Origin of the sequence: Mycolicibacterium parafortuitum (assembly GCF_010725485.1) — a bacterium.
In the GTDB taxonomy this organism is placed as follows: Bacteria; Actinomycetota; Actinomycetes; order Mycobacteriales; family Mycobacteriaceae; genus Mycobacterium.
The window spans coordinates 4,091,943-4,115,230 of the sequence record NZ_AP022598.1 but is presented as its reverse complement, the minus strand read 5'-3'; the positions used below and the strand labels follow the sequence as shown (position 1 = coordinate 4,115,230).

At 68.4% G+C, this 23,288-nt stretch carries 20 protein-coding genes; 11 read left to right on the top strand and 9 right to left on the bottom strand.

Annotation, left to right across the window (positions count from 1 at the left end; all coding sequences use genetic code 11):
• The first annotated feature begins 49 nt into the window (after positions 1-49).
• From NTM_RS19705 to phoU, 5 genes are all read left to right on the top strand, one after another.
• Positions 50-1,837, top strand: coding sequence for a thiamine pyrophosphate-requiring protein (locus tag NTM_RS19705; RefSeq protein ID WP_163767227.1), 1,788 nt, complete (start codon positions 50-52; stop codon positions 1,835-1,837).
• Between the two features lie 80 nt (positions 1,838-1,917).
• A complete protein-coding gene (locus NTM_RS19700; RefSeq protein WP_163767225.1) occupies positions 1,918-4,065 on the top strand; it encodes a catalase in 2,148 nt (715 codons plus the stop codon).
• Positions 4,066-4,267: 202 nt separating this feature from the next.
• The gene (locus NTM_RS19695) at positions 4,268-5,143 is read left to right on the top strand and encodes a helix-turn-helix transcriptional regulator (RefSeq protein ID WP_163767222.1); all 876 of its coding nucleotides are present in this window, start codon (positions 4,268-4,270) and stop codon (positions 5,141-5,143) included.
• Between the two features lie 18 nt (positions 5,144-5,161).
• On the top strand, positions 5,162-5,818 hold the full coding sequence (locus NTM_RS19690) for a UdgX family uracil-DNA binding protein (RefSeq protein ID WP_163767220.1): 657 nt from the start codon (positions 5,162-5,164) through the stop codon (positions 5,816-5,818).
• 62 nt (positions 5,819-5,880) lie between these two features.
• Positions 5,881-6,570 carry a phosphate signaling complex protein PhoU gene (gene phoU / locus NTM_RS19685; RefSeq protein WP_163767218.1) on the top strand — a complete coding sequence of 230 codons (690 nt, stop codon included), beginning with the start codon at positions 5,881-5,883 and terminating at the stop codon, positions 6,568-6,570.
• Here phoU and NTM_RS19680 read toward each other — a convergent pair.
• A complete protein-coding gene (locus tag NTM_RS19680) occupies positions 6,563-7,702 on the bottom strand; it encodes a glycosyltransferase (RefSeq protein WP_104865612.1) in 1,140 nt (379 codons plus the stop codon). The genes phoU and NTM_RS19680 overlap by 8 nt on opposite strands.
• A gap of 163 nt (positions 7,703-7,865) precedes the next feature.
• Here NTM_RS19680 and NTM_RS19675 point away from each other — a divergent pair, with 163 nt between their 5' ends.
• Positions 7,866-8,618: an ATP-binding protein gene (locus NTM_RS19675; protein WP_104865613.1), complete on the top strand. Its 753-nt coding sequence runs from the start codon at positions 7,866-7,868 to the stop codon at positions 8,616-8,618.
• Positions 8,619-8,622: 4 nt separating this feature from the next.
• Here the strand turns inward: NTM_RS19675 and katG are convergent, their stop codons facing one another.
• From katG to NTM_RS19650, 5 genes are all read right to left on the bottom strand, one after another.
• Positions 8,623-10,869, bottom strand: a complete 2,247-nt coding sequence (katG, locus tag NTM_RS19670) for a catalase/peroxidase HPI (RefSeq protein ID WP_163767216.1) — start codon at positions 10,867-10,869, stop codon at positions 8,623-8,625.
• 18 nt (positions 10,870-10,887) lie between these two features.
• The gene (locus NTM_RS19665) at positions 10,888-11,328 is read right to left on the bottom strand and encodes a Fur family transcriptional regulator (protein ID WP_163767214.1); all 441 of its coding nucleotides are present in this window, start codon (positions 11,326-11,328) and stop codon (positions 10,888-10,890) included.
• Positions 11,329-11,488: 160 nt separating this feature from the next.
• Positions 11,489-12,769 (bottom strand): acyltransferase family protein, encoded by a 1,281-nt coding sequence (locus NTM_RS19660; protein WP_163767212.1) that lies wholly within the window; start codon positions 12,767-12,769, stop codon positions 11,489-11,491.
• A 52-nt stretch (positions 12,770-12,821) separates the two neighbouring features.
• Positions 12,822-13,964: a DUF7159 family protein gene (locus NTM_RS19655; protein WP_232079772.1), complete on the bottom strand. Its 1,143-nt coding sequence runs from the start codon at positions 13,962-13,964 to the stop codon at positions 12,822-12,824.
• Between the two features lie 113 nt (positions 13,965-14,077).
• Entirely contained in the window at positions 14,078-16,315 is a 2,238-nt protein-coding gene (locus NTM_RS19650; RefSeq protein WP_163767208.1) for an NADP-dependent isocitrate dehydrogenase, read from the bottom strand.
• 245 nt (positions 16,316-16,560) lie between these two features.
• On the opposite strand from NTM_RS19650, the gene NTM_RS19645 reads away from it, so the two are divergent.
• Complete coding sequence (locus NTM_RS19645) at positions 16,561-17,412, top strand: hypothetical protein (RefSeq protein ID WP_163767207.1); 852 nt, start codon at positions 16,561-16,563, stop codon at positions 17,410-17,412.
• Positions 17,413-17,455: 43 nt separating this feature from the next.
• On the top strand, positions 17,456-17,785 hold the full coding sequence (locus NTM_RS19640) for a cupin domain-containing protein (protein ID WP_163767205.1): 330 nt from the start codon (positions 17,456-17,458) through the stop codon (positions 17,783-17,785).
• 12 nt (positions 17,786-17,797) lie between these two features.
• Here the strand turns inward: NTM_RS19640 and NTM_RS19635 are convergent, their stop codons facing one another.
• On the bottom strand, positions 17,798-19,171 hold the full coding sequence (locus NTM_RS19635) for an amino acid permease (protein ID WP_163767203.1): 1,374 nt from the start codon (positions 19,169-19,171) through the stop codon (positions 17,798-17,800).
• A 134-nt stretch (positions 19,172-19,305) separates the two neighbouring features.
• On the opposite strand from NTM_RS19635, the gene NTM_RS19630 reads away from it, so the two are divergent.
• Complete coding sequence (locus NTM_RS19630; protein ID WP_163767201.1) at positions 19,306-19,971, top strand: VldE C-terminal domain-containing protein; 666 nt, start codon at positions 19,306-19,308, stop codon at positions 19,969-19,971.
• 4 nt (positions 19,972-19,975) lie between these two features.
• Here the strand turns inward: NTM_RS19630 and NTM_RS19625 are convergent, their stop codons facing one another.
• The gene (locus tag NTM_RS19625; protein ID WP_232079771.1) at positions 19,976-21,631 is read right to left on the bottom strand and encodes an alkaline phosphatase family protein; all 1,656 of its coding nucleotides are present in this window, start codon (positions 21,629-21,631) and stop codon (positions 19,976-19,978) included.
• A 154-nt stretch (positions 21,632-21,785) separates the two neighbouring features.
• Between NTM_RS19625 and NTM_RS28865 the strand changes: the two genes are divergently transcribed.
• Positions 21,786-22,058: a hypothetical protein gene (locus tag NTM_RS28865; RefSeq protein ID WP_232079770.1), complete on the top strand. Its 273-nt coding sequence runs from the start codon at positions 21,786-21,788 to the stop codon at positions 22,056-22,058.
• Positions 22,059-22,232: 174 nt separating this feature from the next.
• Positions 22,233-22,502 (top strand): hypothetical protein, encoded by a 270-nt coding sequence (locus NTM_RS19620; protein WP_142407191.1) that lies wholly within the window; start codon positions 22,233-22,235, stop codon positions 22,500-22,502.
• A gap of 13 nt (positions 22,503-22,515) precedes the next feature.
• On the opposite strand, the gene NTM_RS19615 is transcribed toward NTM_RS19620, so the two are convergent.
• Positions 22,516-23,256 carry a GAF and ANTAR domain-containing protein gene (locus NTM_RS19615; protein ID WP_435405129.1) on the bottom strand — a complete coding sequence of 247 codons (741 nt, stop codon included), beginning with the start codon at positions 23,254-23,256 and terminating at the stop codon, positions 22,516-22,518.
• Positions 23,257-23,288 lie beyond the last annotated feature (32 nt).

Sequence of the window (23,288 nt, the reverse complement as noted above, 5' to 3'; positions counted from 1 at the left end):
AATCGGGCGGACAGTTTGACGGAGCGACTCCGGGGTAGCCGCGGTGCTCATGAGCACCGATGTCGCCGACTTCATCCTGGACCGCCTGCGCCAGTGGAACGTGACCCACATCTTCGGCTACCCGGGAGACGGGATCAACGGCCTGATCTCCGCGCTCGGCCGGGCCGACAACGACCCGATGTTCGTGCAGACCCGCCATGAGGAGATGGCGGCGTTCGCCGCGGTCGGCTACGCGAAGTTCTCCGGCGAGGTCGGCGTGTGCATGGCGACCTCGGGCCCGGGTGCGGTGCACCTGCTCAACGGCCTCTACGACGCGAAGCTCGACCACGTGCCGGTGGTGGCGATCATCGGGCAGACCGCGCGCACCGCGATGGGCGGCAGCTACCAGCAGGAGGTCGATCTGCAGGCGGCCTTCGCCGACGTCGCGGCCGGTTACGTGGTGGAGGTCAACGCCTCCGAGCAGCTGCCCGCCGCGCTGGACCGCGCGATCCGCACCGCGCGGACCCGGCGCGCGCCGACGGTGGTCATCGTGCCGTCGGATGTGCAGGAGCAGGAGTACACCCCGCCGGAGCACCAGTTCAAGCATGTGCCGTCCAGCGACCCCGGCGACGTGGTCGGGGTGATCACGCCGACCGAGGCGCAGGCGCGTCAGGCCGCCGAGATCCTCAACGACGGGCAGCGGGTCGCGATCCTGATCGGCCAGGGTGCGCGCGGGGCGCACGAGGAGATCGCCCGGGTCGCCGAGCTCACCGGCGCGGGGGTCGCGAAAGCGTTGCTGGGCAAGGATGTTCTGGCCGACGATCTGCCGTTCGTGACCGGGGCCATCGGGTTGCTCGGCACCCGGCCGAGCTACGAGTTGATGCGCGACTGCGACACGCTGCTCATCGTCGGGTCGAATTTTCCTTATACACAGTTCCTTCCGCAGTTCGGTCAGGCCCGCGCGGTGCAGATCGACGACGACGGCGCGTCGATCGGGATGCGGTACCCGACCGAGCTGAACATCGTCGCCGACGCGAAGGCGACCCTGACCGCGATGCTTCCGCACCTGCGCCGCCGGATCGACACGGCGTGGCGGGACACCGTGGAGACGAACGTGCGTCGCTGGTGGTCGGTGCTGGAGGAACAGAGCACCGTCCCGGCAGATCCCGTCAACCCGATGCGGGTGGCGTGGGAGCTGTCGAAACGACTGCCCGCCAACGCGATCGTGACCGCCGATTCCGGGTCGTCGACGACGTGGTACGCACGCTGCCTGAAGTTCACCGAGGGGGTCCGAGGGTCGGTGTCCGGGACGCTGGCCACGATGGGCTGCGCGGTGCCGTACGCGCTCGGCGCGAAGTTCGGACACCCGGACCGGCCGGTCGTCGCGTTCGTCGGCGACGGCGCGATGCAGATGAACGGGCTGGCCGAACTGCTCACCATCCACCGCTACCGCACGGAGTGGGACGAGCTGCCGTTCGTGGTGTGCGTGTTCGGCAACGGCGACCTGAACCAGGTCACCTGGGAACTGCGGGCGATGGGCGGGGCGCCGAAGTTCGAGGAGTCACAGAGCCTGCCCGCGGTGAGCTACGCCGAGGTGGCGCGGGCGATGGGAATCGACGCGATGACCGTGGCCGCCGACGACGAACTGGGCAACGCGTGGGAGTGGGCGCTGTCCACGCCCGGCCCGACACTGCTGGACGTGCGGTGCGATCCGGAGGTACCGCCGATACCGCCGCACGTCACGCTGGACCAGGTGCTGAACATGACTCGCGCGGTCGCCAAAGGCGATCCGAATGCCCGTCATCTGATGTACCAGACGGTCAAGACCAAGGCGGCCGAGTTCTTCACCCGCTCCTAGCGAGCGTCCGAGGATGAGTTTGAGGACGTGTGCGCAGGGTATTGCGGGTGAGCTCGTACAGCCCACCACGGAGGTTCGTAATGCCCCCTGCGCGTAAGCGTGACCAGTCCGCTCCCGCCAAAGTCAGCCCGACCGGCGCGCCCAAAGATACTCAGGAGCAACAGGATCCGCGGTCGCAGTCCGGTCGTTACCTGACCTCGGCTCAGGGTGTCCGGTTGCCCGACACCGATCATTCACTCAAGGCGGGCGGCCGCGGCCCGACGCTGATGGAGGACTTCCATCTGCGCGAGAAGATCACCCACTTCGACCACGAACGCATCCCCGAGCGGGTGGTGCATGCCCGCGGTGCGGCAGCCCACGGCGTGTTCGAGGCCTACGGCAATGCGGCCTCCGTCACCAAGGCGGGGTTCCTGGCCAAGAAGGGTCAGCAGACCGACGTCTTCTGCCGGTTCTCGACCGTGCTCGGCTCCCGCGGTTCAGCCGACACCGTCCGCGACACCCGCGGATTCGCGGTCAAGTTCTACACCGAGGAGGGTGTCTTCGACCTCGTCGGCAACAACATCCCGGTGTTCTTCATCCAGGACGGCATCAAGTTCCCCGACGTGATCCACGCAGGCAAACCGCATCCGGACCGGGAGATCCCGCAGGCGCAGTCCGCGCACGACACGTTCTGGGATTTCGTGTCGCTGCACACCGAGGCCACCCACCACGTGTTGTGGAACATGAGCGACCGCGGCATCCCCCGCTCCTACCGCACCATGGAGGGGTTCGGCGTCCACACCTTCCGGCTGGTCAACAAGAAGGGTGAGACCAGCCTGGCGAAGTTCCACTGGAAGCCGGTGGCCGGCGTGCACTCGCTGGTGTGGGAGGAGGCGCAGCTCGCCGCAGGGTTCGACCCGGACTTCCACCGCCGCGACATGGCCGACGGCATCGAGGCCGGCGCGCCGCTGGAGTACGAGCTCGGCGTGCAGGTGATGCCCGACGACGGCACCGAGACCTTCGAAGGCATCGACCTGCTGGACCCCACCAAGATCGTGCCCGAAGAACTGGTGCCGGTGCAGCTGATCGGCAAGCTCACCCTGAACCGCAATCCGACGAACTACTTCGCCGAGACCGAGCAGGTCGCGTTCCACACCGGCAACCTGGTACCCGGCATCGAGGTGACCAACGACCCGCTGATGCAGGCCAGGCTGTTCTCGTACCTGGACACGCAGTTGACCCGGCTCGGTGGGCCGAACTTCACGCAGCTGCCGATCAACCGGCCGCGCTGCCCGGTCAACGACATGCTGCGCGACGGCATGCACCAGACCGCGGTCCACACCGGGCAGGCGCCGTACCTGCCCAACAGCATCGACGGCGGTGAACCGCTGGTCGCCGACGCCGACGAGGGCGGCTACGTGCAGACGCCGCGTCCGGTCGAGGGCCGGGTCGGCCGGGTCGCGCCGGTGTCGTTCGACGACCACTTCAGCCAGGCCGCGATGTTCTACCGGTCGCTGACCAAGGTCGAACAGGACCACATCGTCGAGGCGTTCACGTTCGAACTCGGCAAGTGCTACGAGCAGGCGATCAAGGAACGCGAGCTGGAGGTGCTCGCCAACGTCGACACCGACCTGTGCACGCGGGTCGCCGAAGGGCTCGGACTGCCTGCGCCGCAAGGCTCTCCGCCCGAGGAGGTCACGCTGTCCCCCGCGCTGTCTCAGGTGGTCACGACGCCCGGCCCGGTCGCGGGCCGCAAGGTCGCGATCATCGCCGACCAGGACTCCGATCTGGCGGGCGTGACCAAGCTGATCAAGGCACTCGACAAGGCCGGTGTGGTGCCGATGGTGACCGCGCCGGTCGGCGGCACGCTGAAATCGGGTCGCCGCTCGGTCATCGTGGAACGCACCTTCGACACGGCCCGCTCGATCGAGTTCGACGCGGTGGTCGTCGCCGACGGCGCGTTGCAGCGCAATGACATCAAGATGGTCGTCCTGCTGCACGAGATGCTCCGGCACTGCAAGGCTCTGGGCGCGTGGGGCAGCGGCGCCGCCGCGCTCGAGGCGGCCGGAATCAGCCTGTCGGATCCCGGCGTGCTCACCGCCGACGATGTCAGCAACAGCTTCGGAGCGGAGCTGCTGGCCGCACTCGGGCTGCATCGGGTGTGGGACCGGGCAGAACTCGTGATGTCCTCCGAAGTGCCGCCGGTGCGCGCAGAGGTGAAGAAGGGCCGGCGCAACAGGAAGGGCTAGCCGGGTCTTCGTTTTCCGGATAGCCTGATCGTCGGTCTTTCGTTTGCCGCGCTGTGCGGAGATGCCGAATATGACACCATCTGCCAGACATGGGGTGTCGGCACACGAAAGGCGCTGGTGGAGTTGAGCATTCTGCCGTCGGACGCGGAGCCCGCCGGGCTGCCCGTGTTCGACGTCGGGACCTGGACCCGCGTCTAGCTCGTTGACCGCCGATCACCCGCGCCGGCCGGCGCGGTTCGAGTTCACTGCTGACGATCCGGACAGCGTCTACCGGCATGTCCGGCGTTCGGCACCCGGCTTCCATCTCGACCGGATCGAGCATCCGGGCGTTGCGACGCTGAGCGTGGACGAGATCCGCGATGACACCCTGCTGTGGGTGCAGGAGGGCGAGGTCCGCTTCGGAGAACAGGCCGAGACGCCGACGGCCGCGGGTGGAGATGTGCGGCTGCTGACCCCGGGGGCTCGGCCGGTCTCGTTGCGCACCGTCGACGCACGGATGACGGTGGTGCACCTGCGCACCGCGCTGCCGCCGCCGCCGTCCCCGCCGGCATGGCTGCTCCCCCTCACCGCGGCGTCGGCCGACGTGGTCCGGCGCACCGTGAGCTACGTCAGCGAGATGGTCGACCTCGACGCGTCCGCCGATCACCCCTCCGCGGCGGACTCGCTAACCGACGCACTGACCGGACTGCTGCGCGCCACCGCGCTGACGGGATTCCCGGCGATGCCGGGCGACGGCGCCGACCGCGCCGGGTCCTTCCCCAAGTCCCTGCTGGCCGCGCTGGCCTACATCGATGCCAACCTTGGGCGCCGCGTCACGCTGACGGAGCTCGCCGGCGCGGCGTTCACCACCCCGCGCACGGTGCAGTACCTGTTCCGGCGCTACCTGGACGTGACGCCGACGGCCTATGTGCGGCAGCTCCGGCTGGCCGCGGCGCGTCAGGAGCTGCTGACCGCACACCGCTCGGAGGCGACGGTCACCGCGACCGCCGCCAGGTGGGGATTCGGGCACACGGGCCGGTTCGCGGTGTTGTACCGGCAGACCTACGGGGAGAGCCCGCATCAAACCCTGGGCCGCTGAAGCGGGTACCCGTGCCGGATGACGACCCGGACCGCCGCCGAATTCATCCCTCCGGTGCACGACGTGCCCAGGCTCGCCGCCGCCGTGCAGACCTGCCGCGGCTGCGGACTCTACGAGAACGCCACCCAGGCGGTGTTCGGCAGCGGGCCCGCGGCGGCCCGGATGATGCTGGTCGGTGAGCAGCCCGGCGACCGGGAGGACCTCGCGGGTGAACCGTTCGTCGGACCGGCGGGCCGGCTGCTGGACAAGGCGATCGACGAGGCGGGCCTAGAGCGCGCCCCGCTGTATTTGACGAACGCGGTCAAGCATTTCAAGTTCGTCGCGTCCGAACGCGGTAAGCGCCGGATCCACAAGACCCCGAGCCGGACCGAGGTGGTGGCCTGCCGGCCGTGGCTGTTCGCCGAACTGGAGGCGGTCGAACCCCAGGTGGTGGTGCTGCTCGGCGCCACCGCAGCAAAGGCGTTGATGGGCAGCGACTTCCGGGTCACCGCCCACCGGGGTGAGGCGCTGCGCCTGCCGGCGCTGGACGGGATCCCGGCCACGGTGCGGGACGCCGCGGTGGTCGCCACCATCCACCCGTCGGCCGTACTGCGCGGCCCGTCGGACGCCCGGGAGGAATCCTTTCGCTCCCTGGTGGCCGATCTCCGCTTGGCCGGCGACCTGCTGCCTGCGTGAACCCCGGGTTTGCCGAACCATGGCCTGGGTACGCATCGGTTTCTCCGAACAGTAGAGAGAGCATGCGCAACGAGTTTCACGAGTCCCTGGACGCCCTCACCGTCGATCTCGCCGATATGTGCGGACGTGCCGCCGAGCTCATCCAGACCGCTTCGGCCGCCCTGCTCGATGGTGACGAGGCCAGCGCCGACCGGGCGGTGTTCGAGATGAAGCGCCTGACCAGGCTCGGCAACGCGGTACAGGAACGCACCTACGGGCTGCTGGCGCTGCAGGCTCCCGTCGCCCGTGATCTGCGCACGGTGGTTTCGGCGCTGTACATCGCGTCCGACGCGGATCGGATGGGCGGGCTGGCGGCCCATATCGCGCGCACGGCGCGCCGCAGACTTCCCCAGCGGGTCATTCCCGAGCAGGTGTATCCGCTGTTCGCCGATATGGCTTATACCGCAACCGAACTGGCCGAGCAGGTGCGGGGGACGGTGAGAAGCGGTGATCCCGAACAGGCGCGCCGCGTCTGCGACGGGGACGAGCGGATGAACGAGTTGCACCGCGAACTGTTCGCCGAATTGATCGGGCCGCATTGGCAGCACGGCGCGAGGGTCGCGGCAGATCTGGTGCTGGTCGGACGGTTCTACGAGCGGTTCGCCGACCACTGCGTCGAGATCGCGCGGCGGGTGTACTTCCGCGCGACCGGCGAGCAGCTCTGCCCGACGGACGAGCCGCGGCACGCCGGCGATCCGCCGATGCTCAGATAGGCAGCGCGGTCGTTGCCGCATGCCGGCTGACCGCCGCGGTGTAGGCGGCCTCGGCGTCGGAGGCGACGACGCCCCAGTTGTACCGTGACCGTGCCCGGGAGCGTCCCGCGAGACCCATCCCCTGCCGCAACACGGTCTGGCTCAGCGCCGAGCGCAGCGCGCGGTTCAGCGCGGGCAGGTCCCCCGGCGGCGCGAGGATGCCGGTGACATCGTCGATGACGGCGTCGTTGGCCCCGCCGTGCGCGACCGCGACAATCGGTGCGCCGCAAGCCATCGCGTGCAGCAGGGTCGCGGCGCTCGGTTCGTAGCGCGACGGGCTGACCACCAGATCGGCCGTGCGGAACAGGGCGGCCAGGCCGGCGTGGTCCGCACCGCAGATCAACTCGACGCGCTCGCCGATCCTGCGCTGGTCGGCCATGGCACGCAGGCCGGCGGCCTGCCCGCCGGTGTCGCCGTCCGTCGCGACCAGGACCAGCCGCGTGTCGCCAAGCGACGGCAGCATCCTCAGCACGTCGCCCAGTCCGTGTCCGGTGGAGAAGTCCCGCGCAACCGCCACGATGCTCCACGGCCCGTCCACCGGGCGGCCGGTCCCCTCGACGATGACGTCGTCGACCTCGACACCGGGCGCGAGCACCGTGATCTTCGTGCGCGCGCAGCCGAGCCGGATGAGTTCGTGCATGTCGTCGTGGCACGCGACCGTCACCGCGCTCGCGTTCCGCGCCAGCAGCGCCTCGAGCTTGACGGCGGTCTCCGAAGCCGCGCCGGTACCGCGGTGCCGGCGCGCTGTGGTGGACAGCTCGTGGAAGGTCTGCACCGTAGGCAGCGGAGACCGTTTGGCGGCCAGTTGCGCAGCCATCCCGTACACCCACCCGTGGCAGTGCACCACGTCGGGGCGGTCTCGGCCCCAGACGTTCTCGAGGTGCCGCGCGATCTCCCCGATCGCCGGCATCAGGTCCGTGGAGTTCCGCAGATCCGGGATGTCGACAGGGATCGACTCCGCCGCGGAATGGACGCGGACCTCGTGGCCGCGCCGGACGAGAGCGCCGGACAGCTCGGCGAGGCCGTAATGTCCGCCACCGTCCCGGTCGGTCGAACTGCGGTGCGCCGGATCACCTACGACTGCGATCTTCATGCGGTCCTTTCGTCTACCCCGTCAATCGATTGGTAAGGCCCGCCGGCCGCCGGCTCAAACGCGACACCGGCGAGGTCTTCGTCTGCTGTCCGGTGTCCTTCGTGCCGCGGACTGATATCGGCCGGACGGTTGACCGCGCCCGTCGGCGGGAACAGTGCCTGCGATGAAGCGACGCGATGGAGTTCGGGTCTCGGCGGTCCCGGCGCCGGAGCGGGTGTCGGCGCTGCAGATCGCAGGCACGCTGGACGACTCGACCTACCTCGAGGTGCGCGACGGCGTCGTCGAGGCGGCCCTCGGCGGGTCAGGGGCGGTGGTGGCCGCTGTCGACCGTCTCACCGTTCCGGCCGACAGCGCATGGACCGTATTCGCTAGCGCACGCTGGCATGTGCGGACCTGGCCCGGTGTCCCGATCCTGCTGGCGTGCGCGGACCCTGCGCGCCGGGCGGCGATCGCCCGCAGCGGGATCACCCGCCACGTACCGCTGCTTCCCGACGTCGACTCCGCGGCGCGGGCGGCGCCCGCGCCGCCGCAGGTACGCCAAGCCACCGTTCCCGTGGACGCCGACTCGGGGGCGCTGCGCGGCATCCGGGCGCCGGTGACCCGGTGCGTGTCCGATTGGGGCTTCCCCTCGCTGGCGGTCAGCGTATGCACCGTGGCCACCGTGCTGGTCGAGAACGTGCTCGAACACACCACCAGCTGTCCCACGCTGATCCTCGAAACGCAGGACGGCCGGGTCGCGGTCGCGGTCAGCGACGACGACCCGGCCACCCCGACGCGTCGGGAGGATCCGGGCGCAGGCACCCACACCGTCTCCGGGCTCGCCATCGTCACGGCGCTCAGCCATGCGTGGGGAGTCATCCCGACGGCGTCCGGTAAGACGGTGTGGGCGTTGCTCGGTCCCGAGAACCGGCTCTAGTCCGTCAGCGGAGCAGATCGAACCGGTCGTTGTTCATCACCTTGACCCACGCGGCGACGAAGTCCTCGATGAACTTGCCCTTGCTGTCCTGCTGGGCATAGACCTCGGCGATACCGCGCAGCACCGAGTTCGACCCGAAAACGAGGTCGTTGGCGGTGGCCGTCCACTTGAGCTCGCCGCTGGCGCGGTCATGGCCCTCGTAGACGTTCTCGGTGTGCTGCGACGGCTTCCACTTGGTGCCCATGTCGAGCAGGTTGGTGAAGAAGTCGTTGGTCAGCGCACCCGGCGTCTGGGTGAAGACGCCGTGCTTGGTGCCGCCGTGGTTGGCGCCGATCACGCGCAGACCGCCGAGCAGCGCGGTCATCTCCGGTGCCGTCAGGTCGAGGAAGTAGGCCTTGTCGACGAGCAGCTGCTCCGGCTTCTCCTTCTCCCCGGGCATGATGAAGTTGCGGAACCCGTCGGCACGGGGCTCGAGCACCGCGAACGACTCCACGTCGGTGTCCTCCTGCGAGGCATCGGTGCGACCGGGTGCGAAGTGCACGTTGATCTCGTATCCGCCGTCCTTGGCGGCCTTCTCGACCGCGGCGGAACCGGCGAGCACGATCACGTCGGCCAGCGAGACCTTCTTTCCCCCGGTGGCGCTGCTGTTGAAGTCCTGCTGGATCTTCTCCAGCACCGGCAGCACCTTGTCCAGCTCTGCGGGCTCGTTGGCCTCCCAATTGCGCTGCGGCTCAAGGCGAAGCCGGGCGCCGTTGGCCCCGCCGCGCTTGTCGGTGCTGCGGAAGCTGGACGCGGCGGCCCATGCGGTCTTCACCAGCTGCGGAACCGACAGCCCCGACTGCAGTACCTGGCTCTTGAGGGCCGCGATGTCGGACTCGTCGATCAGCGCGTGGTCGACCGCGGGCACCGGATCCTGCCACAGCTGCGGTTCGGCCACCCACGGGCCGAGGTAGCGGCTGATCGGACCCATGTCGCGATGCATCAGCTTGTACCAGGCCCGGGCGAAGGCCGCGTCCATCTCTTCGGGGTGCTCGAGCCAGCGGCGCGTGATCTGGCCGTAGATCGGGTCTTCGCGCATCGCCACATCGGTGACCAGCATGGTGGGCTTACGCGGCGGACCGCCGAACGGATCCGGGATGGTGGCCTCGGCGTTCTTGGCCTCGAACTGCCAGGCGCCCGCGGGGCTCTTGGTCAGCTCCCATTCGTTGCCGTACAGGTTCTCCAGGAACGCGTTGCTCCACTGCGAGTTCGTGCCGGTCCAGATGACCTCGAGACCGCTGGTGACGGTGTCGTTGGCATTGCCGGTGCCGAACGGGCATTTCCAGCCCAGGCCCTGATCCTCGATCGGGGCGCCTTCGGGCTCGGGGCCGACGTTGACGTCGGCGGCACCATGGGTCTTGCCCAGGGTGTGACCACCGACGATCAGCGCGGCGGTCTCCTCGTCGTTCATCGCCATCCGGCCGAACGTCTCCCGGATGTCGTGGGCGGCGGCCAGCGGATCCGGCTTGCCTTCGGGGCCCTCGGGATTGACGTAGATCAGGCCCATGGTGGTGGCACCGAACGGTTCGGCGAGGTGGCGGTCGCTGTCGTTGGTACCGCCGTAGCGCTTGTCGGTGCCCAGCCAGGTGTCCTCCTGGCCCCACAGCATCTCCTCGGGCTCCCAGATGTCCTCACGACCGAAGCCGAATCCGGCCGTCTGGAAACCGGACTGCTCGAGCGCGGCGTTGCCGGCATAAGCGATCAGGTCGGCCCAGGAGATCTTGTTGCCGTACTTCTGCTTGATCGGCCACAACAGGCGGCGGGCCTTGTCCAGGTTCGCGTTGTCCGGCCAGCTGTTGAGCGGGGCGAAGCGCTGCGCGCCCTGCCCGGCGCCGCCGCGGCCGTCGAAGATTCGGTAGGTGCCCGCGGCATGCCAGCTCATCCGGATGAACAGGCCGGCGTAGTTGCCGTAATCGGCGGGCCACCAGTCCTGTGAGGTTCTGATCAGCTCGATGACGTCGGCCTTGAACGCCTCGACGTCGAGCTTGGCGAACTCGCTCGCGTAGTCGAAGTCCTGGCCGAGCGGATTGCCCTTCTCGTTCTGCCTGTGCAGCACCGAGACGTCGACCTGGTCGGGCCACCAGTCCTTGTTGGTCAGCGGCGCGTGCACCTTGGGCTCGGGCGAATCGATCACCGGGTTCTCGGACTCGCTGTTGCTACGGGTCTTGTCGTCGGAGTGCGGGGGCCGGGCATCAGAAGTATCAGAAGACACGTTGTATCCCTTCATCTTTCATTTCATCGGTGAATATTGGGCTGTAGAACACTTCGGGCACAGGCCCCAGTAGATGACCTCGGCCTCGTCGACCTCGAACCCGAGATCGTCGGATGCCGTCAGGCAGGGTGCCTCGCCGATTGCGCAGTCGACGTCGGCAATCACCCCGCAGGAGCGGCACACGATGTGATGGTGGTTGTCCCCCACCCGGGTCTCGTACCGCGCCAGCGACCCGGCGGGCTGGATTCTGCGCACCAAACCCGTTGCGGTGAGGGCGTTCAGCGCGTCGTAGACCGTCTGGCGGGAGATGTCGGGTAGCTGGTCGCGGGCGGCCTGGATGATGACCTCGGTATCGGCGTGTGGGTGCTGTGCAACGGCGCTCAGCACGGCGATGCGGGGCCTGGTGACTCGCATCGCCGCCGACCTGAGCACGCTTGCGTAGTCGCGGTCGTCAGCCATCTCCTCGATACTGGCCCCTAATCTGGATGGGATCAAGAAATCATCAAGATCAGTTGACCGGAGTGGCGATGTTTTCGCTTTCTGGATGTCGATCCGCGAAACGCCGGACCTCTCATCGCGCCGGCCACACCGAGACTGCGCGCGAAATACCAAGGGGTGGTTACGAACTCAACGTTGTTGCGGTGCGGATTCGCAGCGGGGCGGCCGCGAAGTGCCGCGCGGCGGCCGCGCCGGTCAGGAACGCCGCGCACGCGGCCCAGCCTGCCGGGTCGCCGAGTCCGAACTTCGCCATCACGACCAGCACCACACCGGCCGCGCACACCAGCGCGCCCGCTGTCGTGGCACGTCGTCCGGTGGCGGTGACCGTGGTGTCCCACCACGGCAGCGGCCTGCGCTCCAACGGCGAGAGCAGCCGGAACAGCACCAGCATCACCACCGCGAACACCGCGGCGCGCAACACGAGCATCCCGACGAAGTCGCCGGCGTGCACGTCGTAGGCGTCCAGACCGAACGCGTTCAGCGCGAACGCCGCGATCGCGATCGCGACGATGTGCCACAGGTACAGCGTCATCGCCCCGGCATTGCCGGCGGCGATGGCGCCCCAGAGCCGGGTGCGCTGCGCCCACCGCCCGATCGGCCCAGAGAGCGCGACGAACGCGCACGACATCCACACACAGTGCAGCGCCAGCAACAGCGTGGGCGGGGAGACGTTGGAGATGCGCTCGGCGCCGGTCACCACCAGCGACACCTCGTACGGTCCGGCGGTGACGAGCACGAGCGCCGCCGCGAACGCCGCGGCGGCGGTGACGGCGGCGCGCCCCGGGCGGATCAGCCCGCGCGCATAACCGACCCCGATGACGATCGGGATCAGCCACACGAACAGGAAGTTGGGCAGGCCGGCGGCGAGTTCGCCGGTACCGAGCCGCATCGCATCGGTGGCCGCGGCGGCGGTGAGCAGTGCCGCGAGCACCATGGCGACGGTGCGGCCGCTGCCCAGCCGCACCAGCGCCGGGACGAACGCCAGAGTCACGACGTAGACGCCGAGGAACCACAGCAGCGCCACGCTCTCGGCGCCGAGGCCGACCGCGGAGTCCGCTCCCAGCACCACCCACGTTGCGGCGAGCCCCACCGTCCAGGCCGCCAGATACCAGAACACCGGCCGGAACAGGCGCTGTGCGCGAGCGAACACCCAAGCGCCCCAGGCGGTCCCGGCGCGGTAGCCGTAGGCGCCCGCCGCGCCGCCTGCGAGGAAGAACAGAGGCATCACTTGAGCGAGCCAGGTGGCGGGCGCGACTGCGGGAACCGCACCGATCAGGTTGGCGATACGGACGCCGCCCGAGTCGACGGTGGCCAGCAACAGCGCGCAGTGCCCGAACATCACCACCACGAGCGCGGCGAGGCGGATGACGTCGACGGCGCGGTCACGCGTGGGCGGTGTCATCTGCCCAGCATGGCGCGTCTACGGCAGCGCGGCCATGAGTAGTACTACCGGATCAGGGCAGCGCGCCGAACAGCGCACCCAGCGGACCCGGCGCGGGTGGCGCCGGCGGGGGGATCATCCCGGGCGACGCCTGGGCCGGGGCCGTGTACGGCTGGGCCGGTCCGGCGGCCGGGCCGGGACCCGTCAGATGCGGCACCCCGGTCTGTGCCGGCAGCTGCTGACCGATCTCGGCGGCCCCCACGGTCTGGGCCGTGCTCGGCTCGGGGGTCCGCAGTCCCGGCGACACCGTCGCCGCGGGGACGTCGGACGTCGTCTGCGGCACCGCCGCGGCATAGGTCTCGGTGCTGGTCTCGTCGGAGACCTCTGCTTCGACGGCGGTCTCGGGCACCGCGGCGCTGTACTGCGGGCTCGTCGCGGTCTCGGGTACGGCCGCGGGGATCGCGACCTCGTCGACCATGACGGGGGCGGGCTCGACAGCCGCGGGCAGCGGCGCGGGCAGCACCGGTTCCGGGATCGCGGCGGGTGCCGGAGCCACCGCCTCGGCGACCGCCGGCTGCGGAACGTCGTGCTTCGGTGAGTATCCGAACAACGCGTAGCCGACGACACCGGTCACCGCGACGGCGAAGACCGCCGCAGCGGCGCGGGCCCCCACTCCGCCCGGCAGCGCCGACATGAGCTGGCGGGCCCGGTCGGAGGTCCGCATCGCGGCCTCGCTGCCCGCGACGCGCACCGCGGCCACCCGCTCGGCGATCACCGGGGCGCCGGCGCCGTACTCGGCGTTCCTGCTGGGCACCTTTTCGGCAAGGCGCAGCAGCACACTCTTGTCGGCGGGGTCGTCGAGATCCGCCCGGGCGGCGCCATAGGCCAGCACCATGTGCGGGGCGATGTGCCGCGCGGTCCGGTTCCGGCCTTCCCGGGCCTCTTCCTCGCTGACGGTCTCGATGGACTCGAAGCCGAACAACCGGAGTTTGGTCCGCAACCGCACGCCCTCGTGGCGGGCGTCCTCGGTCCACACCAGCCGCACCCCGTCGATCAACCGCTCGCTCTGCAGCGCGTACTCCTGCACGCTGCGCGCCGCCGCGCGGGAGATCTCACCGACGGAGTCGAGGTCGACGACCTCATCGGCGATGATGCTGCCGTCGTAGGTGTCCACGAGCACCCAGACGGCGCTGCCTGCGGTTAACGACAGACCCATTACCACGCGCATAACAACTCCCAGACGACAGCCGGATGATGGCTTGTAATCGGCGTGTCCGCGCGAGATGTTACGCACGGATCACGATCGATCACTTTGCCGGAAAACGCTGCCTAGGTACGGGCTGCCTCGAGTGCCTCGTTGAACGTCTTGCTGGGCCGCATCACCGCAGTCGTCTTCTCTGCATCTGGATAGTAGTAGCCACCGATGTCGGCCGGCTTGCCTTGCACGGCATTGAGCTCCTCGACGATGGTCGACTCGTTGTCGGCCAGCGTCTGAGCCAACGGCTTGAAGTAGTCGGCCAGCTCGCTGTCCTCGGTCTGCTGGGCCAGCTCCTGAGCCCAGTACATGCTCAGGTAGAACTGGCTGCCGCGGTTGTCGAGCTCACCGGCCTTGCGCGACGGGCTCTTGTTGTTGTCGAGAAGTTTGCCGATCGCCGAGTCGAGGGTCTTGCCCAGCAGCTCGGCTTTCTTGTTGCCGGCCTTGCGGCCCATGTCCTCGAAGCTCGCGCCGAGGGCCAGGAACTCGCCGAGCGAATCCCAGCGCAGGTGGTTCTCCTCGAGCAGCTGGCTCACGTGCTTGGGCGCCGAGCCGCCGGCACCGGTCTCGTACATGCCGCCACCGGCCATCAGCGGCACGATCGACAGCATCTTGGCGCTGGTGCCGAGCTCGAGGATCGGGAACAGGTCGGTCAGGTAGTCACGCAGGATGTTGCCGGTCACCGCGATGGTGTCCTCGCCGCGGATCACCCGCTCGATCGTGTACCGCATGGCCCAGACCTGGGGCATGATCTGGATCTGCAGGCCTTCGGTGTCCTCGTCCTTGAGGTACTCCTTGACCTTCTTGCGCAGCTCCACCTCGTGCGGGCGCTCGGTGTCGAGCCAGAACACCGCGGGCATGCCGGACGCGCGGGCCCGGGTGACGGCGAGCTTGACCCAGTCGCGAATCGCGGCGTCCTTGACGATGGGCATGCGCCAGATATCGCCCTCTTCGACGTTCTGGCTCAGCAGTACCTCGCCGGTGTCGATGTCGACGATGTCGGCGACGCCGTCCTCGGGGATCTCGAAGGTCTTGTCGTGGCTGCCGTACTCCTCGGCCTTCATCGCCATCAGACCCACGTTGGGGACGGTGCCCATCGTCGTCGGGTCGAACTGGCCGTGGGTCTTACAGAAGTTGATCATCTCCTGGTAGATCCGGGAGAAGGTGGACTCGGGGTTGACCGCCTTGGTGTCCTTGGTGCGGCCGTCGGCACCGTACATCTTGCCGCCGAGCCGGATCATCGCCGGCATCGACGCGTCGACGATCACATCGGACGGCGAGTGGAAGTTCGTGATGCCGCGGGCCGAGTCGACCATCGCGAGCTCGGGCCGGTGCTCGTGGCAGCGGTGGATGTCCTCGATGATCTCCTCGCGCTGCGACGCGGGCAGCGACTCGATCTTGTCGTACAGATCGGACATGCCGTTGTTGACGTTGACGCCGAGCTCATCGAAGAGCTTGCCGTGCTTCTCGAACGCGTCCTTGTAGAACACCTTGACGGCGTGGCCGAACACGATCGGGTGGCTGACCTTCATCATGGTCGCCTTGACGTGCAGCGAGAACATCACGCCGGTCTTGTAGGCGTCCTCGATCTGCTCCTCGTAGAACTCGATCAGCGCCTTCTTGCTCATGTACATGCTGTCGATGACGTCGCCGGCCTCCAGCGCCACCTCGGGCTTGAGCACGACCGTCTCGCCACCGTTGGTGGTGAGCACCATCTTGACCTTGCGGTCCTTGTCCAGGGTCATCGACTTCTCGCCGTGGTAGAAGTCGCCGGTCTTCATCGTCGCGACGTGGGTGCGCGAGGCCTGCGACCACTCGCCCATGCTGTGCGGATGCTTGCGGGCGTACTCCTTGACCGCCTTGGGCGCGCGACGGTCCGAGTTGCCCTGGCGCAGAACCGGATTGACGGCGCTGCCGAGTACCTTCTGGTAGCGGGCGCGGATCTCGCGCTCTTCGTCGGTCTTCGGGTCACCCGGGTAGTCCGGCAGGTCGTAACCCTTGGCCCGGAGTTCCTTGATCGCGGCCAGCAGCTGCGGCACCGACGCGCTGATGTTCGGCAGCTTGATGATGTTGGTCTCGGGCAGCTGGGTCAGCTCGCCGAGTTCGGCGAGGTTGTCGGGCACCTTCTGGTCGTCGGGGAGGCGGTCGCTGAATTCGGCCAGGATGCGCGCGGCGACGGAGATGTCGGTGGACTTGACGTCGATGCCCGCCGCGGAGGCGAAGGTGCGGACCACAGGCAGGAACGCGTAGGTCGCAAGCAGCGGCGCCTCGTCGGTCAACGTGTAGATGATGGACGGCTGCTCGGCGCTCATGTGTATCTCTCTCCCGCGTGTGTGTTCGCTCGATTACGGCGGCCGGCTCTTGTGAGAGCTGCGCCACCCTTCAGGCGCAGCGTACCGAAGTGCCACTACGCCGGGTCGGCCCACTAGGCCGGTCGTCAGGACACGCGGCGATCACGGTTGGGTCAGGACTTGGCAAGTGATTGACGCAGGTGAAAATCCCGCCAGTACATTCGCGGTTGCCGAGCAACGCCCGACGTCGCCGGCGAAAGGTAGGCATGGAGATCACCCATCGGACACTGGCGGCGCCGTTGCGCCCCGTACGGTGCGCCGCCGCGGCGCTGCTGCTCGCCGCCGCTGCGACCGCGTGCTCATCGGCTCCCGCGACAGAAGGTTCGGCAAACTCCGCGGCCACGCCGGGCGCCGTCACGGGGTCACTCGAGCAATGGCAGTCGGCGGTGTGCCGGGGCGACTCCACCACCGCGTCGGACACCCGCCACACCGTCGCGGGCAGCACGTGTGTACCCCACGACGGCGACGGCGTCGTGAACTTCGACCATTTCGATTCCGAGCCGTCCATGCAGTCCATGCTGTCGTGGCAGCCGTCCACCTACGTCGCGCACGCCGTCGTCGACAACCGCCCGCTGGCGATCTGGACCCCGTCGGGCGAGGCCGAGGATCTGGAACCGCTCAAGGAATACGGCTTCACCCTGGCCGCCTACGAATCGCCGGCGCTGGCACAGCCCGTGGGCGACCTGCCCGCGGCGGTGAGCTCGGCCGACGTCGAGACGATCCCGCCGAACGAGTACGGCTACGTGGTGGTGCAGACCGCGGGCGGGGAGACCCAGTGCCTCGTCGACACCGGCTATGTGGGCTGTGAGACCGACGGGATGAACTGGGCCCAGCATGTCGACGGCAGCGGGCCGTATCACGGCGTGCGGATCAACGCCGACGGCACGGGCTCCTGGGTGGACGGCAATCTCGGCGTGCCTGAGGCGGTGACGCTCGGCAATCGCACCTACCGGGCCATGGGCTGGACGATCGTGTCCTCGCCGTCGGGGATGCGGTTCACCAACGACAAGACCGGTCACGGCGGCATCGTCAGCGTCCAGAAGGTGCAGACCTTCTGATCTTGGGTTGACGGTGCGCGGCATCAGGCATGGAATGACTGTCATGCAGAAGGTGTCGCTCGAAGCGCTGGCGCGTCAACAAATCGATCAGGCGACCGCGGCCGGCCGTAACGCCGCCGACACGGTCGTCGGCGGCCACGAGAAGGTGCTGCGCCAGACGGTGATCGGCATGGTCGCCGGCTCCGAGCTCGGCGAGCACGAGAACCCCGGGGAGGCGACGCTCTACGTCCTCAGGGGCTCGGTCCGCCTGATCGCCGGAGATCAGCAGTGGGACGGGCGCACCGGGGACCTGCTCATGATCCCCGACTCCCGGCACTCTCTGCTCGCGCTGACGGATGCGGCGCTACTGCTGACCGTCGCCAAACTCCCCTGACGCCAGCGGATCTCACGCCTGCGAGAGGAGATCGTCGGCCTCCCTGGCGGCGTGCCTGCGGTGCACGACCACCCCGGTCCCGACGATGAACACCGCCGACACCACCGACAGCGCGATGGCCTGCTGCTGGTCGGGGTCGAATGCCATCAGCACCAGCACGACGACGATCGCGGCGATCACGGCCACCGTGAGGTACGGGAACAGCCACATCCGCACCGACGGCTTCTCCCCTGCCTCACGCATCGACCGGCCCAGGACGAACTGGCTGGCCGCGATCACGAGATAGACGAACAACGCCACCGCACCGCTGGTCGCCAGCAGGTAGCCGAAGATCTTGTCCGGCAGCAGGTAGTTCCCGAGGACCGCGAGGAAGCCGACCACCATGGACGCGAGCACCGCGACCCACGGAACGCCGTTGCCTGTCAGCCTTTTCACCGCCTGCGGCGCGTCGCGGCGTTCGGCCAGCGAGAACAACATCCGCGATGCGGTGTAGAGCGCCGAGTTCAGGCAGGACGCCACCGCGGTCAGGATGACCAGGTCCATGATCAGCTTCGATCCCGGAATACCGATCGCCTGCAGCGTGGACTGGTAGGAGCCGTCCTCGAGCCGGTCGTACGGCATCAGGGCCACGATCACGAAGATCGACCCGACGTAGAACAGCGAGATCCGCCAGATCACCGAGTTCACCGCGCGCGAGATCCCGGTCTCCGGGTCGGGCGACTCGGCGGCCGCGATGGTGACGATCTCGGTGCCCATGAACGAGAACATCGTGATCAGCATCGCGGCGACGACGGCCCCGAATCCGTTGGGCATGAAGCCATCCGGCTCCCACAGTTGATGCAGTCCGCTCACCTGGGAATCGGGGATGACCCCGAGGATCGCGGCGACGCCGATACCGATGAACGCGACGATCGCGACGACCTTGATCAACGCGAACCAGAACTCGAACTCGCCGTAGTTGCCGACGCTGATCAGGTTGGTGACGGTCAGCAACAGGGTCACCGCCAGCGCCCAGAACCACTGCGCGCCACCGACCAGATGCGACAGGATCTCCGCAGCCGCGGTGGCCTCCACCGGGATCACCAGCACCCAGAACCACCAGTAAAGCCACCCGATCGAGAAGCCGGCCCAGCCGCCGAGCGCCCGGTCGGCATATACCGAGAACGACCCGGTGTCCGGATTGGCGACGGCCATCTCGCCGAGCATTCTCATCACCAACACCACGAGCGTGCCGGCCATCAGATAGGACAGGATCACCGCGGGTCCGGCTTCGGCGATCGCGTTGGCCGACCCGACGAACAGGCCCGCGCCGATGATGCCGGCGATGGAGATCATGGTGATATGCCGGGGTTTCAGGCTGGTGCCGAGTTGCCCACTTTTCTCCATCTCCAGCGCCTCTCTGTGGCTGCACCAGGACAGGGCGGGGATTTCCCGATTCGCGCCGCCGCCAAACCGCGGTTTGCGACGCGGTGACGCCAATTGCCGTCTGCGGGTCGGCGCGGAGATTAAGGTGCTGTTTCGTGGGCAGGAATCTGTTGGCCAACGGCCGGGGTCGCTGGCTGGCGATCGCCGCGTCCGTCGCGCTGTCGGCGGCGATGGTCTACGCCCAGCAGACCACTCCGCCGCGCGCCCCGCAGCCCGAGACGTCCGTGGCCGGCGCACCGACTTCGGCCCCGAACCAGCAGCCCCCGATACTGGCGGCGCCGGTGCCCACCGAGGCCGAACTGCTCGCAGCCAGCGCGCCGGTCGATGCCCGGGTCTTCGACTTCGCGCTGCCGAAGGGGATCGCTCCCGAGGGCGGACTCCAGGTGCACACGATCTGGGTCGCCCGGGCGATCTCGGTGATGTTCCCGGAGATCACGACGATCGGCGGCTACCGCCAGGACGCGCTTAAGTGGCATCCCAACGGGCTGGCGATCGATGTGATGATCCCGAACCACAACAGTGAGGAAGGGATCGCGCTGGGCAATCAGATCGCCGGCTACGCACTGGCGAACGCCGAGCGGATGGGCGTCATCCACGTGATCTGGCGCCAGGGCTTCTACCCCGGCATCGGCGCGCCGAGCTGGACGGCCGATTACGGCTCCGAGACCCTGAACCATTTCGACCACGTCCACATCGCGACCGACGGCGGCGGATATCCGACCGGCAAGGAGACGTACTACATCTCCTCGCTCAAGCGCTGAGCGCTCAGGACGCGAGAGCGGCTGCCCCGCAGGAGAACACGGCGCTGGTCACGCGGCCCTCGGTGCACGCCGCCGCGAGCAGGGTCGGGGTCTGATCGCCGGCTTCGGGAACCGGGAAGACCGGCGTCTGCGGCCGCACCAACGGGAAGATCGACGCGCCGGTGACGCCGGTGAGGCGCGCGATGATCTGGGCCGGGATGTTCACCGCGATGTAGGTGAGATCGCCAATGATGCGGACCGGGATGATCGCCAGCGCGGCCAGCGGGCTGATCAGGAAGATGTCCGCGTCTGCCAGCGACTGCAGACCCGACTGGATGCCGTTGAAGACGTTGTTGACGTAATACGGGATGGTCGTGGCGATGGTCCGCACACTGAGCGCGAGGTTGGTCGCGATGTCGGGGTAGCCGTACATCGCGATCGCGTCCTGCAGCGCCTTGCGCAGCAACGCGTCGTCGTCGCCCGGTGTGACGGTGCTGTCGTCGAGGTCGAGCAGCGAGACGCCCTCGGTCACGCCGGGTTGATAGCCGAAGAGGTCGAGCACCGTGGCGGTGACGTCGACGATCGAGTACTTCAGGTTCACCCCGCCCTGCTGGAACAGGTCAGGATTGTTGGCAACGACGAATGTTGTTGTCTCGGCCGGTGATTGGAAGCCGTGGCCGAACCCGAGCTGCGGTTGGTGGCCGTGGTCGGTGACCATCAGGATGGTCCACTGCTCACCGGTCGCGGCCTCCCACGCGTCGACGGCGGCCATGATCTCGCCGAGATTGCGGTCGAAGTTGGCCAGCGCCTCCAGGTACTCCGGCGACTCTCCGCCGAACGCGTGGCCGGCCTCGTCGACACCGACGAAGTAGCTGAAGATCAGGTTCGCGACCGCGGCGTTCGCGTCGGCGATCGCGGCTTCGGTGAAATCACCGACCAGGTCGTCGGCCTTGAACCACAGCGGATCGTCCTCCTGCTCGGGGACGTTGACGAGGTTGTCGACGCCCAGGCCGGTCGCGGCGATCGCCGAGATGACGTCCCAGTTCGCGATCGAGGTGGTCACGATGGACGGGTCGAGCGATTCGAGCTGGGTGAACAGCGTCGGCCACTTCTCGTAGGTCCACGGTGTGAAGACGTTGTTGACGACACCTGTCGTCTCGCCCCACAGGCCGGTCAGGATCGACGACCACGACGGGTTCGAGATCGTGGTGTGCCCGACGATGGTGGACGCGGCGGTGGTGCCGCCCTGGATCAGCTTGAAGAAGTTCTGGGTGAGCTCGGGATGGGCGAGCACCCGGCTCAGGTTGGTGCCGTCGACGCCGATCACCAGCACGTTGGGGGTGTCGTCGACGAGTTGTGCGACGGCCTCCGCCACCGACGCGCCGTACCGACGTGCCGCCGTGCGCTCCAGTTCGTCGCGGGCGGCCGCCAGCGAGGCGAGCATCGTCGCTCCCTGCAGCGGCGTCGCCGGGGCGGGTTTCGCCGGTGGCGTCAGGATCGAGGCGAGCACATCGCTGATGATGCTGACCAGCGTCGGTTTCACCACCGACTGCGGTACCGCGGCGGCCGGCTCGGGTGCCGGCGAGGTCGTGGTCGGTGAGGGTGTGGTCGGCGCGGGTTTGGTCCTGGGCGCGTCGGCCGGCGGCTTCGACGGCGTCGCAGAGGTGGCGACCGAGCTCACCGCGACGGCGTCGGCCGTGTCTTCCGTGCCTTCCGTGCCTTCTGTGCCTTCTGTGTCTTCCGTGTCTTCCGACTCGTCTCCGTCGGCTGGGTCTTCTGCGTCTTCTGCGTCTTCTGCGTCGTCGCGCGCCGCGCCCGCCGCCCGCGGCGATGCCTTGGACGCGCGCGACGCGGCGTCGTCGTCGCCGGAGTCCGATGCCGCCGATGAACCCGACGACGGGGAGCTGTCCGCGGTGCCGTCGGAGTCCGCACGGGACGCCCTGCCCGGCTTGGCCGACTCGCGGGCCGACGAGCTCACCGATGAGGACTCGCCAGAAGACGAAGAATCCGAGGTGTCGGCGTACGCGACGCCGGGTGCCGACGCGACGGCCCAGCCCACCCCCAGCGTCACCGCGAGCGCTCCGACACGACCGACGTTGGCGGCGTAACCCATGAGATTCCCTCACCCTCGGACTGGCTGTGACCTGATTGTTACGGACGTAAATTACGCCGTGAGCGTGTTCGCTGGGCACGATTGGCAGAGTTTGCCGTGCCGTGTCGAGCCGGGACTTCTCATAACTCACTCAGCGAAAACCCAGATATTTGCGCTAGCGTCAGCCGCTATGGGCGTGAGGGATCGTCTGGACTGGCCACTGGCGGCCTGCGTGGCCGCGTCGGCGGCGATCGTGGGCTTCGGCGCCTGGTTCGCGTCGAACGCACACGACCAGATCTCCGAGATCGAGCATGCGACCGTCGCCGACTGTGTCGACACGGTCACCCAGGTGCACGGTCAGACCGACCTCGATGCGTGCGAGATCGCGGCGCCGCCGTGGTGGCCCGCCGACGCCGGCCCGGCGGACATGTCGTTGATCCGCTCGGCGAGGACTCCTTGAGAGCGTCGGCCGGCTAATCCGCCGTCCGGTGCGAGGCGACCAGGTTCTCGGCGATATCGACCAGCTTCACGTTCTTCTCCTGGGAGATCCGGCGCAACAGTTCGAACGCGGCATGGGCGTCGATACCGAAGCGCTCCATGAGCATCCCTTTGGCCTGGCCGATGACGTCGCGACTGGCCAGGGCGCTGCGGAACTGGTCCTCGCGCTGGGTCAGCGTCAGCGCGGCGGCGGTGTGGGCTGCGAAGATCAGCGCCAGTTCCACCGAGTCGTCGTCGAACACCTCGACCTCGTCTGAGTAGAAGGTCAGCGCGGCGAGGCTGGGACCGTCGTGATAGAGCCGGATCGACAGCACCGACCGCACCGGCGTGCGCTCGACGGCGGACCGGCAGTACCGCGGCCACCGCCGCTCTGCGGACAGATCGTCGATGCGGAGGGTGTGGTGGGACCACGCGCTCGCCAGACACGGCCCCTCGCGGGTCTCGGCCTGGATCCGGTCCAGCAGTCGGACGTGTTCGTGGGTCGCCGCCGCGGTCGTCACCACGGCGTGCTTGTCGATCAGCGTGACGCCGGCATAGCGGGCACCCGGCACCGACGCGACCCCGTTTTCGATGATGTCGAGCAGAGCGTCCTCGGGGTTCACGTCGGCGCGACGCTGGAGTTCGTTGATCTGCACCACGAGGTCGTTGAGCTGTGTGCGCTCGAACAAGGTCTGCCGCCGGGGGTCCGGCGGGGCGCCTCGGGGCCTGTCTTCGATTGTCACGCATACCTCCCATCGCGATCGGCCTG

What these genes read in the sequence shown, in the direction of transcription:
- NTM_RS19705 (WP_163767227.1), top strand. Translation starts at nt 50, where the DNA reads ATGAGCACCGATGTCGCCGACTTCATCCTGGACCGCCTGCGCCAGTGG.
- NTM_RS19700 (WP_163767225.1), top strand. Translation starts at nt 1,918, where the DNA reads ATGCCCCCTGCGCGTAAGCGTGACCAGTCCGCTCCCGCCAAAGTCAGC.
- NTM_RS19690 (WP_163767220.1), top strand. Translation starts at nt 5,162, where the DNA reads ATGACGACCCGGACCGCCGCCGAATTCATCCCTCCGGTGCACGACGTG.
- phoU (WP_163767218.1), top strand. Translation starts at nt 5,881, where the DNA reads ATGCGCAACGAGTTTCACGAGTCCCTGGACGCCCTCACCGTCGATCTC.
- NTM_RS19680 (WP_104865612.1), bottom strand. Translation starts at nt 7,702, where the DNA reads ATGAAGATCGCAGTCGTAGGTGATCCGGCGCACCGCAGTTCGACCGAC.
- NTM_RS19675 (WP_104865613.1), top strand. Translation starts at nt 7,866, where the DNA reads ATGAAGCGACGCGATGGAGTTCGGGTCTCGGCGGTCCCGGCGCCGGAG.
- NTM_RS19665 (WP_163767214.1), bottom strand. Translation starts at nt 11,328, where the DNA reads ATGGCTGACGACCGCGACTACGCAAGCGTGCTCAGGTCGGCGGCGATG.
- NTM_RS19660 (WP_163767212.1), bottom strand. Translation starts at nt 12,769, where the DNA reads ATGACACCGCCCACGCGTGACCGCGCCGTCGACGTCATCCGCCTCGCC.
- NTM_RS19655 (WP_232079772.1), bottom strand. Translation starts at nt 13,964, where the DNA reads ATGGGTCTGTCGTTAACCGCAGGCAGCGCCGTCTGGGTGCTCGTGGAC.
- NTM_RS19650 (WP_163767208.1), bottom strand. Translation starts at nt 16,315, where the DNA reads ATGAGCGCCGAGCAGCCGTCCATCATCTACACGTTGACCGACGAGGCG.
- NTM_RS19645 (WP_163767207.1), top strand. Translation starts at nt 16,561, where the DNA reads ATGGAGATCACCCATCGGACACTGGCGGCGCCGTTGCGCCCCGTACGG.
- NTM_RS19640 (WP_163767205.1), top strand. Translation starts at nt 17,456, where the DNA reads ATGCAGAAGGTGTCGCTCGAAGCGCTGGCGCGTCAACAAATCGATCAG.
- NTM_RS19635 (WP_163767203.1), bottom strand. Translation starts at nt 19,171, where the DNA reads ATGGAGAAAAGTGGGCAACTCGGCACCAGCCTGAAACCCCGGCATATC.
- NTM_RS19620 (WP_142407191.1), top strand. Translation starts at nt 22,233, where the DNA reads ATGGGCGTGAGGGATCGTCTGGACTGGCCACTGGCGGCCTGCGTGGCC.